General features: G+C 64.3%; 13 protein-coding genes. 5 read left to right on the plus strand and 8 right to left on the minus strand.

Annotation, left to right across the window (positions count from 1 at the left end):
* Positions 1 to 344: 344 nt before the first annotated feature.
* Both ACNJX8_RS29925 and ACNJX8_RS29930 read right to left on the minus strand, forming a co-directional pair.
* Entirely contained in the window at positions 345 to 563 is a 219-nt protein-coding gene (locus ACNJX8_RS29925; protein WP_128935312.1) for a hypothetical protein, read from the minus strand.
* A 206-nt stretch (positions 564 to 769) separates the two neighbouring features.
* Positions 770 to 1,747: a magnesium transporter CorA family protein gene (locus ACNJX8_RS29930; protein WP_439357680.1), complete on the minus strand. Its 978-nt coding sequence runs from the start codon at positions 1,745 to 1,747 to the stop codon at positions 770 to 772.
* 337 nt (positions 1,748 to 2,084) lie between these two features.
* On the opposite strand from ACNJX8_RS29930, the gene ACNJX8_RS29935 reads away from it, so the two are divergent.
* Positions 2,085 to 2,771 carry a L,D-transpeptidase gene (locus ACNJX8_RS29935; RefSeq protein WP_128935314.1) on the plus strand — a complete coding sequence of 229 codons (687 nt, stop codon included), beginning with the start codon at positions 2,085 to 2,087 and terminating at the stop codon, positions 2,769 to 2,771.
* 36 nt (positions 2,772 to 2,807) lie between these two features.
* On the opposite strand, the gene ACNJX8_RS29940 is transcribed toward ACNJX8_RS29935, so the two are convergent.
* Complete coding sequence (locus ACNJX8_RS29940) at positions 2,808 to 3,893, minus strand: extensin family protein (protein ID WP_439357681.1); 1,086 nt, start codon at positions 3,891 to 3,893, stop codon at positions 2,808 to 2,810.
* 65 nt (positions 3,894 to 3,958) lie between these two features.
* Between ACNJX8_RS29940 and ACNJX8_RS29945 the strand changes: the two genes are divergently transcribed.
* Positions 3,959 to 5,587, plus strand: coding sequence for a fatty-acid--CoA ligase (locus tag ACNJX8_RS29945; RefSeq protein WP_439357682.1), 1,629 nt, complete (start codon positions 3,959 to 3,961; stop codon positions 5,585 to 5,587).
* 406 nt (positions 5,588 to 5,993) lie between these two features.
* Complete coding sequence (locus tag ACNJX8_RS29950) at positions 5,994 to 6,848, plus strand: DUF1499 domain-containing protein (RefSeq protein ID WP_128939564.1); 855 nt, start codon at positions 5,994 to 5,996, stop codon at positions 6,846 to 6,848.
* Between the two features lie 119 nt (positions 6,849 to 6,967).
* Here the strand turns inward: ACNJX8_RS29950 and ACNJX8_RS29955 are convergent, their stop codons facing one another.
* The 4 genes from ACNJX8_RS29955 to ACNJX8_RS29970 all read right to left on the minus strand — a co-directional run bounded on the left by ACNJX8_RS29955 (position 6,968) and on the right by ACNJX8_RS29970 (position 12,419).
* Positions 6,968 to 7,891, minus strand: a complete 924-nt coding sequence (locus tag ACNJX8_RS29955; RefSeq protein WP_439357683.1) for an MBL fold metallo-hydrolase — start codon at positions 7,889 to 7,891, stop codon at positions 6,968 to 6,970.
* A gap of 183 nt (positions 7,892 to 8,074) precedes the next feature.
* Entirely contained in the window at positions 8,075 to 9,289 is a 1,215-nt protein-coding gene (locus ACNJX8_RS29960; protein ID WP_091892433.1) for an acyl-CoA dehydrogenase, read from the minus strand.
* Positions 9,290 to 9,435: 146 nt separating this feature from the next.
* On the minus strand, positions 9,436 to 10,512 hold the full coding sequence (ribB, locus tag ACNJX8_RS29965) for a 3,4-dihydroxy-2-butanone-4-phosphate synthase (protein ID WP_091892435.1): 1,077 nt from the start codon (positions 10,510 to 10,512) through the stop codon (positions 9,436 to 9,438).
* A gap of 176 nt (positions 10,513 to 10,688) precedes the next feature.
* Positions 10,689 to 12,419, minus strand: a complete 1,731-nt coding sequence (locus ACNJX8_RS29970) for a cation:proton antiporter (protein WP_439357684.1) — start codon at positions 12,417 to 12,419, stop codon at positions 10,689 to 10,691.
* Positions 12,420 to 12,486: 67 nt separating this feature from the next.
* Between ACNJX8_RS29970 and ACNJX8_RS29975 the strand changes: the two genes are divergently transcribed.
* Entirely contained in the window at positions 12,487 to 13,014 is a 528-nt protein-coding gene (locus ACNJX8_RS29975; protein ID WP_439357685.1) for a DUF3124 domain-containing protein, read from the plus strand.
* Between the two features lie 51 nt (positions 13,015 to 13,065).
* The gene (locus tag ACNJX8_RS29980) at positions 13,066 to 14,298 is read left to right on the plus strand and encodes a PLP-dependent aminotransferase family protein (RefSeq protein WP_439357686.1); all 1,233 of its coding nucleotides are present in this window, start codon (positions 13,066 to 13,068) and stop codon (positions 14,296 to 14,298) included.
* Between the two features lie 23 nt (positions 14,299 to 14,321).
* Here ACNJX8_RS29980 and ACNJX8_RS29985 read toward each other — a convergent pair whose 3' ends face one another.
* Complete coding sequence (locus ACNJX8_RS29985; RefSeq protein WP_128935322.1) at positions 14,322 to 14,594, minus strand: helix-turn-helix domain-containing protein; 273 nt, start codon at positions 14,592 to 14,594, stop codon at positions 14,322 to 14,324.
* Positions 14,595 to 14,612 lie beyond the last annotated feature (18 nt).

Raw genomic sequence — 14,612 nt, forward strand, 5'->3', positions numbered from 1 at the left:
GGCGCGACATTCGACGGCGAACTCATTGCAATGCTTGCAGAGTTCGGCATCACAGTTTCGGTTTCAGCTTATCAAGCTTCGCCGAGCGAAGAATAGGCGGTGCAATTGCGGCGACAGTCCACGAATTACGGCGACAGCGTCCTCAATCGGCGCCTGCCAATTTGAGTGTGCTGCGCGACGTCGGAGAGCATCTCGCTTCGTCCGGCCGTGACGGCGCCATCGCCGAGACCATCGTCTCGACGGCGCATATCGTGAAGCGCTAGCTGATTTTCCGAAAGACGGAAGCTAGGCGATCCAGACAACGCCGCCGCAAGACCTGGATCGCCCGCCCTTCCTTCCGTTCCTCAATCGAGTCGAATCCGACGCGACCGTTCACGCAGCCGCGGAGCGGCGGCGTTCAATGCAGTCGAGCAGTCGTCGTCGTTTTCGCCGTCGAGCAGCGGAGCACCACAGTGCCGGCACAGGCGTGCCGACAACGACGGCGCCTTGCCGCTCGTCACGGCCTGACGATAGTTCGCCAGATCGATGACGTTGCGGGGCGTCGTTATGTGTTTTTCAACCATGGCTGTTCCTCGCGGCTAACACGCTGCTTATCGCAGACAAGTTTCGCGCAAACGTTCAGCCCACCGCTCAAATTTTACCGGAGGAATTGGGGCACAGAGCACACATCACGGCACCGCCGCAATCCCGCTCTATTCTGCGACACGATCGACCGTGTCTTTGCGAACCGCGTAAGGTCTCGGTAGCTATTTTCCGAGAGCGCGGGAGATCAGAGCCACTTCTTCCACTTGAAGATCCAGTACGGGACGATCGCCGCGATCAGCATCATCACCAGTGCCATCGGATAGCCGTGGATCCATTCGAGTTCCGGCATCACCCTGAAGTTCATGCCGTAGATCGAGGCGATCAGCGTCGGCGGCATCAGGACAACAGCCATGACCGAGAACAGCTTGATGATGTTGTTTTGCTCGAGATTGACGACGCCGAGCATGGCGTCGAGCACGAAAGTGATCTTGTTGGAGAGATAGGAGGCGTGATCGGTCAGCGAGGCCACGTCGCGCTGCATGGTCTTGAGCTGCTCGCGCATGTCCTTCGACCATTTCACGCCTTCGACCACTGCGGACAGGAACGTCACGACGCGGCCGATCGACACCAGGCTCTCCCGAACCTTCGAGGTCAGATCGCCCTTGCGGCCGATCGAGATCAGGATCTGGGAATATTGCTTGGCGTGGCCGTGGCGCTCACTCTCGGGCTCGAAGATGTCGTGCGAGACCTGGTCGATCTCGGCGCCGCAGCGCTCCAGAATGTCGGCGCAGCGGTCGATCACGGCGTCCAGGAGTTCCATCAGCACCATCTCGCCGGTGATGGAAGGCGTGCAGGAGCGACCGAGCTTGGCCTCGACCAGGGCGAATGGCTTCGGCAAATCGTAGCGCACTGTCACCAGGCGGTGGTCGCCGAGGATGAAGGTCACCGCCGTGGTCCGGGGCATGTCGGTATCGGAGTGGCACATCAGCGTCGCGGTCATGTAGCGCGCGCCGTTCTCGATATAGAGCCGGCTGGAGATCTCGATCTCCTGCATGTCTTCCCGGGTCGGGATGGCGATGCCCGCCAGCCGCTCCACCGCCTTGTCCTCGGCCGCGCTCGGGTTGACGAGGTCGATCCAGACCGCACTCTCCGGCAGCGCGGTGAGATCTTCGATGACGGCCTTCTTGAGGGAGGCCTCGGAGGGAACAAACACCGAAAACATGACAACTCCAGAGAACCTGCGACAGAATGACAGCCCTTAGCGCGATTCTGACAAGTTCACGATGACAACCGGATTAACGAAGCGTTGGTATTTATGGCGGGGGCGCGGCTCAACTGTGGCGCGGAATCGACAGTTCGGAGCCGCCTGCCGCAAAATCCACACAGCGCCGCAAAACTTGCGGCAGAAAAGCCACAGCTGGGGTCTTGCAGCGCGGGATAAAGGCTTCAGTGCTGGAATTGTGGCAGATTTCAACGATAATGGGATTAACGGAGTCGAGGAACTTGGGCGCTAAGCTCAGGCCTTCCGCACGGTATTGTTTCGATTGGAACCACAAACCATGTCGTCGCTGAAAGTTAAATTGGGGATCTTGGCCGCCGGCCTGATGCTGTCGGGCTGCATGCAGGCCACGCATTATGAGGCGACCGACACCAAAGCCTTCAAGCCGAAGGACAAGGAACTCCTCGCCAAGGTCCGGTACGAAAACACCCCCGTCGCCGAGCCGTTCCGCCGCGCCATCGTTGAGTATCACCGCAAGGAATCGCCGGGCTCGATCGTGGTCGATTCCGACAACCACTACCTCTATTACGTCCTGGAGGGCGGCAAGGCGATCCGCTACGGCATCACCGTCGGTGAAGAGGCCATGGCCTGGTCCGGCATTGCCAAGGTCGGCAGCATGACCGAATGGCCGGCCTGGCATCCGACCCCCGGCGAGATTTCGCGCCTGGGCGTGCCGACCTATGTCGCGCCGGGTCCGGACAATCCGATGGGCTCCCGCGCCATGTACCTCTATTCGGGCGGCAAGGACACGCTGTTCCGCATCCACGGCACCAACCAGCCGGAATATATCGGCGCCTCGATCTCGTCGGGCTGCATCCGCCTGACCAACGAGGACGCGATCGACCTCTACAATCGCGTCAAGGTCGGCACCATCGTCGTGGTGCTCGAGCCGAAGCATGGCGACTCGCCGTATAATTCGCGCTTGGCGCTCGGCAGCAGCCAAACCGGCCAAGCCGGCAGCTACTGATCGCGTCCTGATCTCTGACATCCAAAAGCGCCGGTTTTACCGGCGCTTTTTTGTTGCCGGCTTGTGCGACCGGGCTTTGTTGCCATCAGCAGACGGCTTGTCCGCAGGCGCAGGGGGATTGTCCGCCGCCCCTTCGTCGGCGTCCTCCTTGCCGTCGGGCTTGGCCGCGACCTCGCGCGGCGGTGCCTCCTCAGGGCGCTCCGCCGGCAACAGCGGGGCGACCTGCGGCAGGGGATCCCAGACGTTCCACTGGCAGATCCGGTAGTCATTGCGCCGCTGCGCCAAATCGAGGTGGATGTGGTCCTCGTGGTACCAGTCCGAACCCGGGCCGAGCACGGTGGAAAAGCGCGCGCACACCGAATGCAGCACGCGCTCGCGCACGTCGCGCGACATGGTGCGGTCGGTCAGGCCGATCGACTGCCCGTTGGCGAGCTTGATGGCGCGGACGTCGAGGGCGTTGGCCTTGCCGTGCTCGGACAGCATCGCGCCGACGACGCGGTTGCGGCCGCGACACTCGAAGCTGTCGAAATTGTCGAGGTCGCTGATGGTGGAGCCGAGGCTCGCCGCCAGCGGCACCATGTCCTTGCGCACCCAATCGGCGACCGCGGACGCCATGGTGCAGCGGAGGATCGCCGCCGGCTTGACCGCCACCTTACGCTTGTCCGGCAGCACGATGGCCTCTAACCGCACCAGATCCTCACCGCCGCAGGCGCCGGGGCCGCGGATATCCGGAATCGACGGCGCGATCGCGATCTCCTCGGTCAGCGCCAGCCGGCAGGCCGAGGCCTGCTTCTCGGGCGGCGGCGCGGCCTCGGCGGGCTTGTCGGCGCTTGGCTTGTCCTCGGATGGCTTGCCTTCTGGCTCCGGCGCCCCCTCGTCCGACGCCTTGGGGGCCTGTTCGGGGCGCGGTTTTGGCAGTGGAATCTTGGCGTGACGAACGGCTGCGCGCGGTCGTGGTGTACCAAGGCCGAAGATATCCCATGGCGCAGGATATTTCCGCGCCTCAGCCCTCTCGGCGAACACAAGCGACAGCGCGAGCGCGGCGGTAACCATTGCCGCCCCGGTGGACATATAGCCGCGACAAGACCATTTGCGGCGAAAGTCCGGCAGGCTAAAACTCATCACAATTGTTTGGCCCAAGGCTGAGAGCGATAACGCGCCCAGCGACTTCTCGGAGGAACGTCAGAATGCTCGGTTTGATGCAAGATTGGCCCCTGCTCTGCCACCGGATCATCGAACACGCCGCCAGGATTCATGGCAAGCAGGAGGTGGTCACGCGCTCGGTCGAGGGGCCGATCCATCGCACCAATTACGCCGAGATCCACCAGCGCGCGCTCAAGGTGTCGCAGATGCTGGAGCGCGACGGCATCAAGCTCGGCGACCGCGTCGCAACGATCGCCTGGAACACCTGGCGCCATCTCGAGGTGTGGTACGGCATCATGGGGATCGGCGCCATCTGCCATACCGTCAATCCCCGCCTTTTCCCCGAGCAGATCGGCTGGATCATCAACCATGCGCAGGACCGCATCGTGATGACCGACATCACCTTCGTTCCGATCCTGGAGAAGATCGCCGACAAACTTCCGAGCGTGGAACGCTATGTCGTGCTCACCGACAAGGCGCATATGCCGGAAACCACGCTGAAGAATGTGGTCGCCTACGAGGACTGGATCGCGCAGGCCGACGGCAAATTCAAATGGAAGGACTTTGACGAGAACACGGCAGCTGCGATGTGCTACACGTCGGGCACGACGGGCGACCCGAAGGGTGTGCTGTACTCGCATCGCTCCAACGTGCTGCACGCGCTGATGGCCAACAATGTCGACGCGCTCGGCACCAGCGCCTCCGAGACGATGCTGCCGGTGGTGCCGCTGTTCCACGCCAACAGCTGGGGCATCGCCTTCTCCGCGCCTTCGCAGGGCACCAAGCTGGTGATGCCCGGTGCCAAGCTCGACGGCGCCTCGGTCTACGAACTGCTCTCGACCGAGAAGGTGACACACACTGCGGGCGTGCCGACGGTGTGGCTGATGCTGCTCCAGCACATGGCCGCCAACAATCTGAAGCTGCCCGACCTGAAGATGGTGATCTGCGGCGGCTCGGCGATGCCTCGCTCGATGATCAAGGCCTTCCTCGACATGGGCTCGAACGTCCGTCACGCCTGGGGGATGACCGAGATGAGCCCGATCGGCACCGTCGCGGCGCTGAAGCCGCCGTTCCAGAACGCGACCGGCGACGCCAGGCTCGACGTGCTCCAGATGCAGGGCTATGCGCCGTTCGCGGTGCAGATGAAGATCACCGACGATGCCGGCAAGGAGCTGCCCTGGGACGGCAAGACCTTTGGCCGCCTCAAGGTGGCCGGCCCAGCCGTCGCCAAGGCCTATTACCGGCTCGACGCCAACATCCTCGACGAGGAAGGTTTCTTCGACACCGGCGACGTCTCGACCATCGACGAGGACGGCTACATGCGGATCACCGACCGCTCCAAGGACGTGATCAAGTCCGGCGGCGAGTGGATCTCCTCGATCGATCTCGAAAACCTCGCGGTCGGCCATCCGGCCGTGGCCGAAGCCGCCGTGATCGGCGTGTTCCACCCGAAATGGGATGAGCGGCCGCTCCTGATCGTGCACCTCAAGCAGGGCCAGCAGGCCACGCGCGAGGACATCCTGAAGTTCATGGACGGCAAGATCGCCAAGTGGTGGATGCCCGACGACGTCGTCTTCGTCGAGGGCATTCCGCACACCGCGACGGGCAAGATCCTGAAGACGGAGTTGCGCGACCAGTTCAAGGATTACCGCTTCCCGAACGCGGCGGCGTAAGACGGTGCCACCCTCCCCTGGAGGGTAGGGCTATCGCATATGGATTTCGCGGGGACCACCCGCGAGTTTGCTCCGCCTCTCCCGCTTGCGGGAGAGGCCGACGCGTCCCGGGCGATGCGAAGCATCGTCCCGAGCGCGGCGGGTGAGGGCTCTCACCGCACTGGGATCGCCTCCGCAATTCTCGACAATCCCGACGCGGAGGCACCCCCACCCCCGCCCTCCCCCGCAAGCGGGAGAGGGAGCCCACTGCCGATGCCGAAGCATTATTCACGCCATATGCGATCGACCCTCCCCCTCCAGGGGAGGGTGAACGACCCTTGAATTTGCCCTCGGGCCGTGGTCTCAACGGCGCATAGCCGCGCCAGATCGGCCGGCGCCGCCCGCAACACCCGGCAGAGCTCACCCGATGGCCCGCAGGTTTTCCGCTCCCTATCAGTCGGAGCCCGTGTCCAGCCTCGCGAGCTGGGCGCGTAATCTGGCCGTGTTCGCGGTGGTGGCGGTGGTGGTCTCGATCATCATCGTCCGCTTCGACTTCCTGGAGATGAAACCGGCGCTGATGGCCTTCTTCGGCGGGCTCGCGATTGCCGGTCTGTCGATCCTGTTCGGGCTCGCCGGCTTTGCCGCGATCTGGCAGAACGGCTCGCGCGGCATGGCGCGCATCCTGCTCGCTTTCCTGATCGATGCGCTGATCCTCGCCTATCCCGCCTATCTCGCCCTGCAATATCGTAAGCTGCCGGCGATCCACGACATCACCACCAACCCGATCGACCCGCCGCGCTTCGACGCGCTGGCGCCCATACGCACCGGCGATGGCACCAACACCGCGGTCTATGCCGGTCTCTATTCGGCCGAGCAGCAGCGCCAGTTTTACCCCGACATCGAGCCGATCGAGCTGGAGATCCCGGCTGACCGCGCCTATGCGATCGCGCGCCAGCTCGTCACCAAGCGCAAATGGCTCGTCATCGACGAGCGTGCGCCGCAGCCGCCGCGCCGTATCGGTCGCATCGAGGCGGTCGCGCGCACGCCGATCATGGGGTTCCGCGAGGACATCTCGATCCGGGTCGTGCCTGATGGCGATGATTCCCGCGTCGATATCCGCTCCGCCTCGCGCTATTTCGAGAGCGACCTCGGCAGCAACGCTGCCCGCGTCAAGAAATTCATTGATGATCTCAACACCGCCGCCGATGCCGATGCGCTCAAGCCGGTGAAGAAGACGCCGGTCGCGCCGCCAAAGGCGCCGGCGAAGACGGTGAAGAAGTAGCGGCTGTCATTCCGGGGCGGTCCGCAGCATCGAACCCGGAATCCATCGGGCCGCAGCGTCGGTGGATGAATGGATTCCGGGCTCGATGCTGCGCATCGCCCCGGAACGACAGTGGGACACTAGGCGCTAGCCATCCGATACGTTCCGCCGATCACGGGATCGCCATCCGTCGCGACCACGCCTCGTGCGACCAGGTCTTCCAGGTGCGCCAGCACGGAGTAGCCGGCGGCGGTCGTCAGCCTGGGATCGATCCCGATATAGATCGCACGCACCATGGTCGGGATGTCGGCCTCGCCCTTGGCAAGGCGGTGCAGGATCGAGGCCTCGCGCGCCTTGCGATGACGGATCAGAAAGCGCACGAAGCGCGGACCGTCCGGAATCTCCGGGCCATGGCCAGAGAAGTAGAGGTCCTCCTCGCGGGACGCGAGGCGGTCCAGCGACTCCATATAGTCGATCATCGAGCCGTCGGGCGGCGCCACGATCGATGTCGACCAGCCCATGATGTGATCACCGACGAAGTTGAGTTTCCGCTCGGGCCAGGCAAAGGCGAGATGGTTTGCGGTGTGGCCGGGCGTTGCCACCGCCTCAAGCCGCCAGCCGGCGCCTTCGACGACGTCGCCATGGGCGATCCTGACATCGGGCGCGAAATCGCGATCGGCGCCGGATTCCGGATTGTGCTTCTCGCTCTCGAAGCGCGGGCGCGAGGCACGGTGCGGGCCTTCGGCATAAACAGGCGCGCCGGTCGCCTGCTTGATCCGCGCAGTGTTCGGCGAATGGTCGCGGTGGGTGTGGGTGACGAAGATATGGCTCACCGTCTCACCGCGCACGGCATCGAGCAGCGCTGCCGCATGCGCCGCGTCGTCCGGGCCGGGGTCGATGATTGCGACATTGCCGGTGCCGACGATGTAACTGACCGTGCCGGTGAAGGTGAAAGGGCTCGGATTGTTACAGAGCACGCGCCGGACGCCGGGGCGGACCTCCTCGACGATTCCGGGCCTCAGCGGAAAGTTGCGGTTGAACGGGACGTCGTCATTGTCGGACATGGGACTTCCTGTGCGTACCCACACTCTTCGTCGTCCCCCGCGAAAGCGGGGCATCCAGTACGCCGCGGCGCCTGTGACGAAGGCGAGGTCTCTGGGATACCGGATCGCCCGCCCCAGTGCGCATTGCGCACAAGGCGGGCGATGACAACGGAGCAAACTAGCCACAGCCGAAGAAAGCGGCGACTAGAAAAACGCCTGAATGCCCGTGATCGCGCGGCCCAGGATCAGGGCGTGGACGTCGTGGGTGCCCTCGTAGGTGTTGACCGTCTCGAGGTTATGGACGTGGCGCATCACGTGATACTCGATCGAGATGCCGTTGCCGCCGTGCATGTCGCGGGCGGTGCGGGCGATGTCGAGCGCCTTGCCGCAATTGTTGCGCTTCATGATCGAGATCATCTCGGGCGCGAACTTGCCCTCGTCCATCAGGCGGCCGACACGAAGCGAGCCCTGCAGGCCGAGCGCGATCTCGGTCTCCATGTCGGCGAGCTTCTTCTGCACCAGCTGGGTCGCGGCGAGCGGCTTGCCGAACTGCTTGCGGTCGAGCGTGTACTGGCGGGCACGGTGCATGCAGTCCTCGGCGGCCCCTAACGCACCCCAGGAGATGCCGTAACGGGCGCGGTTGAGACAGCCGAACGGGCCCTTCAGGCCGGAGACGTTGGGCAGCAGCGCGTCTTCGGGAACCACGACGCCGTCCATCACGACCTCGCCGGTAATGGAGGCGCGAAGCGACAGCTTGCCGCCGATCTTCGGCGCGGAGAGGCCCTTCATGCCCTTCTCCAGCACGAAGCCGCGGATCTGGTTGTCGTGCGCCGCCGACTTGGCCCACACCACGAACACATCGGCGATCGGCGCGTTCGAGATCCACATCTTGCTGCCGGTGAGGCGATAGCCGTCCGAAACCTTTTCTGCGCGGGTCTTCATGCCGGCCGGGTCGGAGCCGGCGTCGGGCTCGGTCAGGCCGAAGCAGCCGACCCACTCGCCGCTGGCGAGCTTCGGCAGGTACTTCTTGCGCTGGTTCTCGTCGCCATAGGCATAGATCGGATACATCACCAGCGAGGACTGCACCGAGTTCATCGAGCGATAGCCGGAATCGACCCGCTCGATCTCGCGCGCGACGAGGCCATAGGCGACGTAGCTCGCATTGGCGCAGCCATATTCCTCGGGCAGCGTGATGCCGATCAGGCCGAGCTCACCCATTTCGTTGAAGATCTCGCGGTCCGTCTTCTCTTCGAGATAGGCCTGGGAGACACGTGGCAGCAGCTTGTCCTGGGCGTAGGCGCGAGCGGTGTCGCGCACCATGCGCTCGTCTTCGGTGAGCTGCTCGTCGAGCAGGAACGGATCGTCCCACTGGAAAGAAGCCGCAGCCGGCTTGTCCTTGGCCTGAGGGCGCACGCTCATGAAACGTCCTTTCGCGTCTGGTTCCGTCATAAATTGCCCGACAAATTAAAGCGCCGCGGCAACAAGTGCAATTGCATCCTGGTTTCGGTCATTCCGGGGCGAGGCGAAACGTCGAACCCGCAATCTCCTCGCCTCTACGCTGCGTGTCAGCTTTCGAGCTGCTCGTTGGCGACGATCTCGATGCCGAAGCCTGACAGGCCTTTGTAGTCGTGCACCGAAGAGGTGAGGTGCCGGATCGAGGTGACGCCAAGATCGCGCAGGATCTGCGCGCCAACGCCGACCTCACGCCACTGGCGGTTGCGGTCGGCTTCCGTGGACGTCTCGTCCGGCAGCGGCTCCACGGGCACACCGGCTGCGCCATCACGCAGGTAGACCAGCACGCCTCGCCCCGATTTCTTGAAATGCTCGAGCACCGCCGCCATGCGCTTGTGGCCGGTGAAAGCGTCCTTGACGATGTTCGGCTTGTGAAACCGCGTCAGCACGTTCTTGCCGTCACCGACGCCATTGTAGACGAAGGCGACGTGGGCGATGGAATCGAACGGCGAGCGATAGGCATAGCCCTGCAAGGGCCCGATCGGGCTCTCGGTGACGAAGGTCGAGACCCGCTCGATCAGCTTCTCGCGCCCCTGGCGGTAAGCGATCATGTCCGCGATGGTGACGTGCTTGAGCTTGTGCTCGGCGGCGAAGCGGGCGACTTGCTCGCCCTTCATCACGCTGCCGTCGTCGTTCATGAGCTCGCTGATGACGCCGACCGGCGGCAGGCCGGAGAGCTTGCAGAGGTCGACCGCGGCCTCGGTATGGCCGGAGCGCAGCAGCACGCCGCCATCCTTGGCGATCAGCGGGAAGATGTGGCCCGGGCGGGCGAAGTCGTTGGCGCCGACATTGGGATTGGACAGCGCCCGGCAGCACGAGGCGCGCTCCTCGGCGGAGATGCCGGTGCCGCCGTCGGGCTTGTAGTCGATCGAGACCGTGAACGCCGTGGTGTGCGCGGAATCGTTGTGGGCGACCATCGGATCGAGCCGCAGGCGGCGCGCGTCCTCCGTGGTCACGGGCGCGCAGACGATGCCGGAGGTGTGGCGGATGATGAACGCCATCTTCTCGGCGGTGCAGAGCGAGGCAGCGACGATCAGATCGCCCTCGCCCTCGCGGTCCTCATCATCGGTGACGACGACAAGCTCGCCCCGGGCAAAGGCCTGCAAGACTTCCTGAATGCTATCGGGCATTTCCCAATCTCTATCGGTTATGGCCGGGAGGCTTAGCCGGACTTGAGCCGGGGCGCTAGTCTTCCCAGCGCAACCACATATGCCGGACGGCAGGCCTGCCAGGGTGGTTCAGGCTTGCACCGAAGATACCAGGGATATAGGCACCGACCGCCGGAAAGGAAGGCGGCCGGGCGCGGTCACGGCAGCACTTCGCGCCGCTCGCCGAGCCGCTGATCGAGCTCGGCGCGCTTGTCGGCCAGAAGGCCGGCCTGGGCGGCTTCGATCACCGTGAACAGCTCGTGGGCGTCGCTGAGCCGGGTCACGGTGACATAGCTGGCGCCGGCCTCGTAGAGCTCGCCGACATCGGCCAGGAGGTCGGCGGTCGCCACGATCAGGGCGGTGGGGTTGAGCGCGCGGACGTGGCGGACCAGCTTCTCGTTGGTGGCGCCCTTCAGCAGCGAATCCGGCACGCTGAGAATGATCATCTCGGACTTGCCGACGCCGGCATGGAGCAGCGTGTCGACATTGCTGATGTCGCCATAGATCACGTGCAGGCCGCGCGAGAGCAGGGTCTGGTACACATTGGGGTTGAAATCGACCACCGTGATCTGCTCCAGCAGCACCGGGGCCTGCCGTTCGATCTCGGCCAAAAGCGCGCTCGCCGCACGGAAAAAGCCGAGGATGACGATGCGGCGGGCCTCGCCATGGCCGCCCCCATGGGCCTCCTCGGCATGCCCGCTGCCATGATCGAGGTCGCGCAGGCCGATCCGCTTCAGGGGGCCGATCATCCAGCGGGTGATCTCGTCGCTGCGCGTCATCACGAAGGTCGAGAGCACGGCCAGCACCACGAAGGCGAAGGAGGCCGCGTTCGCCGTCTCCGGCGCGATATGGTGGTCGGCGATGCCGGTCTGGATCACCACCAGCGAGAACTCGGAGATCTGGGCGAGGTTGAGGGCCGGCAACAGGCTCGCGCGAAGCCCCTGCTTCATCAGGTAGAGCGGGATGAAGGTGGTGACGAGGCGGCTCACCACCGTAAACGCCGCGATCATCAAGGCCAGCCCGATGACGGAGAGACCGGGCACGGGAATGGTCATGCCAAGCGCGACGAAGAACAGCGTGATGAAGAAGTCGCGGAGCGTCGTGACCTTGGCGGTGACGTCGAGCGCGTAAGGAAAGGTCGAGAGCGAGACGCCGGCGATCAGCGCGCCCATCTCGCGCGACAGCGACAGCCGCTCCGCAGTTTCGGCGACGAGGAAGCACCAGGCGAGCGCGCCGAGCAGGATCAGCTCGGGCCGCCGTGCGATCTGGTGGAACAGGCGCGGCAGCACGTAGCGGCTGACCAGAAGCGCGGCGGCGACCAGCACCGCGACGCGGCCGATCGAGAGCAGGATGACGCTGACTTGCAGATTGGCAAGGCTCGGCTGCACCGCCAGGAACAGGATGGCGAAGATATCCTGGAGCACCAGCACGCCGAGGGTGATGCGGCCCGGCAGCGTGTCGAGCTCGCGCTTCTCGTAGAGCACCTTGACGATGATGACGGTGCTCGACAACGCGCAGGCGACACAGAGATAGAGCGCATCGAAATGCCCGCCGCCGAGCGACAGGCCGATGCCGACGAAGAACAAGACCCCGAGCAGGCAGCCCCCGAGCAGCTGGCCGCCCGCCGCGAACAGGATCACCTTTCCTGCCCGCACGATCTTCTTCAGGTCGATCTCCAGCCCGATCATGAACAGCATGAAGATCAGGCCGAGTTCGGAGATGACGCTGATCGATTCCTGCGATTTCACCCAGCCGGCGCCGAATGGACCTATGCAGAAGCCGGCGATAAGGTAGGCCAGGATCAGGGGTTGCCGGGAGAAATGGGCGAGGAGGCCCAGCATCCAGGCAAACAGGATACAGAGAGTGATGTCGCGAATGAGCTCGTGCATGCCAAATTGGTCCGTTTTGCCGCACCCTAGAGACGGGTTGCGGTGCGGCAAGCGAGCAATTCGTCACATGCGGAAAGGGCTCCTCGCGGCAATGCTGCTATGCCCCCTCGCCTACGCCGCGCCCGCCGCCGCGCAATCCAAGGTCAGTATCGAACAGAACTTTGCTGATTCGCTAACCGCGCTGCCGAAGGAAGAACTCGCCGTCTCCGGCGGGTTCTACGTGCCCGCCTATTCCAGCGTCGCGATGAGCCAGGGCAAGCTGCGTGTCGACTTCTCTGTGACGCTGAGCGTGCACAACGCCTCCGAGACCCGGCCGCTGGTGGTCAAACGCATCGCCTATTTCGACACCGCAGGCAAGCAAGTCGAGAGCTATCTGAAGGCGCCGGTCGCCTTGAGGCCGCTCGCCACCGTCTCGATCTTCATTCCGACCGACGACGTCCGCGGCGGCACCGGAGCCAATTTTCTCGTGGACTGGGCCGCAACAAGCGAGATCGCCGAGCCTGTGGTCGAAGCCCTGATGGTTGGCGGCGTCGCCAATGCGCATTACGCTTTCATCAGCCAGGGACGTCCGACCCGGACGGCCAGCAGGAAGTAAGATAGGCCGGTGCAACGCCGGCCACCAACAAGAACAAGACGAGGAACGCCCATGACCTCCAGCTTCGATTTCGCGCCCCTGTTTCCCGCAGGGCTGCCGGCCCCCACTGCGCGCTGGACGGGCCTTGCCAAATACAGCTTCGTCGGCGGCAACAACGATTCCGAGCAGGTGCCGCTCGATGATCTGATCGATGCAACCAACACGGTACTACGCCGCGAGGGCCGCTCACTTGCCACCTACGGCCTGGCGCACGGTCCCCAGGGTTACCTGCCCTTGCGCGAATTCCTGGTGACAAAGCTCAAGCGCGATGCCGGCATCACCTGCACGGTCGACGATCTCCTGATCGTCTCGGGCTCGCTCCAGGCGCTCGATCTCGTCAACGCCACGCTGCTGACGCGCGGCGATACCGTGATTTTCGAACAGGAGAGCTATCAGGGCGCGCTGACGCGCCTGGCGCGGCTCGGCGTCAATGTGGTCGGCATCCCCCTCGACAAGGATGGCATGCGCATGGACGCGCTGGCCTCCGCGCTGGCCGACCTGAAGAGCCGCGGCATCCGTCCCAAATACATCTACACCATACCGACCGTCCAAAATCCGACCGGCAGCATCATGCCCGAGAACCGGCGCACGGAGCTGCTGCGCTTGTCATCGGAATACGGCGTGCCGATCTTCGAGGACGATTGCTATGCCGATCTCGTCTGGTCGGGCCAGCGGCCGCCTGCGATCCATGCGATGAGCCGAAACGGCGGCGTGATCCATATCGGCTCGTTCTCGAAATCGATCGCGCCGGCACTGCGCGTCGGCTTCGTCGTGGCGCCCTGGGATGTGATGTCGCGGATGCTGGCCCTGAAGACGGATGCCGGCTCGGGCGCGCTGGAGCAGATGGTGCTCGCCACCTATTGCAAGCCGCATTTTTCCACCCACGTGCCGGCCCTGACAAAGGCGCTGCGCACCAAGCTCGATACGCTGATGGAAGCCCTCAACGAGCAGTTCGGGACGGCGGCCGAATTCGAGGAGCCCAAGGGCGGCATCTTCCTCTGGGTGAAGCTGCCCGACCAGGTCGATACGCTAAAGCTCTATCAGGCCGCGCTTGCCGCCGGCGTCTCGATCAATCCGGGGCCGGAATGGTCGACCAACAAGAACCATTCCAGCTCGCGGCTGAGACTGTGCTTTGCGAGCCCGACGCATCAGCAGATCCGTGAGGGCGTCGCCGTGCTGGCCGAGGTCTGCCGCAAGGAATTTGGCGTGCCGGCCCGTAGCGCCAATGTGGAGAAGCGGGCCTGATATTGATATTAAGCCGCCTGATATTAAGCCACTTGGGGCTGGCTGCCGTGGATCGCGGAGGCCAGCCGCAGCAACAGGACGATCGAGACGTTGCCCTTGCCGGCCTCGATCTGGGCGATGTACCGCTCGGAAATCCCGGAGCGGCGGGCCAGCTCACGGCGCGACAGGTCGCAGCGCGTGCGCGAGGACCTTAAGCGCTCGCCCAGCTCGGCCAGAAACGCGGTCTCGGAATAAGGCGGCACGGCGCAGCTCCCCGGGAGCACTTCGCCCGCAAAATCCACGACTTGATTCAGCATTGGTCTATCCACGTTCGC

It is taken from the genome of Bradyrhizobium sp. SPXBL-04, assembly GCF_051853035.1.
Taxonomy (GTDB): Bacteria; Pseudomonadota; Alphaproteobacteria; order Rhizobiales; family Xanthobacteraceae; genus Bradyrhizobium; species Bradyrhizobium zhanjiangense.

Excerpts from the sequence above, each read along its gene's own strand:
- ACNJX8_RS29925 (WP_128935312.1), bottom strand. The coding sequence starts at position 563 with ATGGTTGAAAAACACATAACGACGCCCCGCAACGTCATCGATCTGGCG.
- ACNJX8_RS29930 (WP_439357680.1), bottom strand. The coding sequence starts at position 1,747 with ATGTTTTCGGTGTTTGTTCCCTCCGAGGCCTCCCTCAAGAAGGCCGTC.
- ACNJX8_RS29935 (WP_128935314.1), top strand. The coding sequence starts at position 2,085 with ATGTCGTCGCTGAAAGTTAAATTGGGGATCTTGGCCGCCGGCCTGATG.
- ACNJX8_RS29940 (WP_439357681.1), bottom strand. The coding sequence starts at position 3,893 with ATGAGTTTTAGCCTGCCGGACTTTCGCCGCAAATGGTCTTGTCGCGGC.
- ACNJX8_RS29945 (WP_439357682.1), top strand. The coding sequence starts at position 3,959 with ATGCTCGGTTTGATGCAAGATTGGCCCCTGCTCTGCCACCGGATCATC.
- ACNJX8_RS29950 (WP_128939564.1), top strand. The coding sequence starts at position 5,994 with ATGGCCCGCAGGTTTTCCGCTCCCTATCAGTCGGAGCCCGTGTCCAGC.
- ACNJX8_RS29955 (WP_439357683.1), bottom strand. The coding sequence starts at position 7,891 with ATGTCCGACAATGACGACGTCCCGTTCAACCGCAACTTTCCGCTGAGG.
- ACNJX8_RS29960 (WP_091892433.1), bottom strand. The coding sequence starts at position 9,289 with ATGAGCGTGCGCCCTCAGGCCAAGGACAAGCCGGCTGCGGCTTCTTTC.
- ribB (WP_091892435.1), bottom strand. The coding sequence starts at position 10,512 with ATGCCCGATAGCATTCAGGAAGTCTTGCAGGCCTTTGCCCGGGGCGAG.
- ACNJX8_RS29970 (WP_439357684.1), bottom strand. The coding sequence starts at position 12,419 with ATGCACGAGCTCATTCGCGACATCACTCTCTGTATCCTGTTTGCCTGG.
- ACNJX8_RS29975 (WP_439357685.1), top strand. The coding sequence starts at position 12,487 with ATGCGGAAAGGGCTCCTCGCGGCAATGCTGCTATGCCCCCTCGCCTAC.
- ACNJX8_RS29980 (WP_439357686.1), top strand. The coding sequence starts at position 13,066 with ATGACCTCCAGCTTCGATTTCGCGCCCCTGTTTCCCGCAGGGCTGCCG.
- ACNJX8_RS29985 (WP_128935322.1), bottom strand. The coding sequence starts at position 14,594 with ATGCTGAATCAAGTCGTGGATTTTGCGGGCGAAGTGCTCCCGGGGAGC.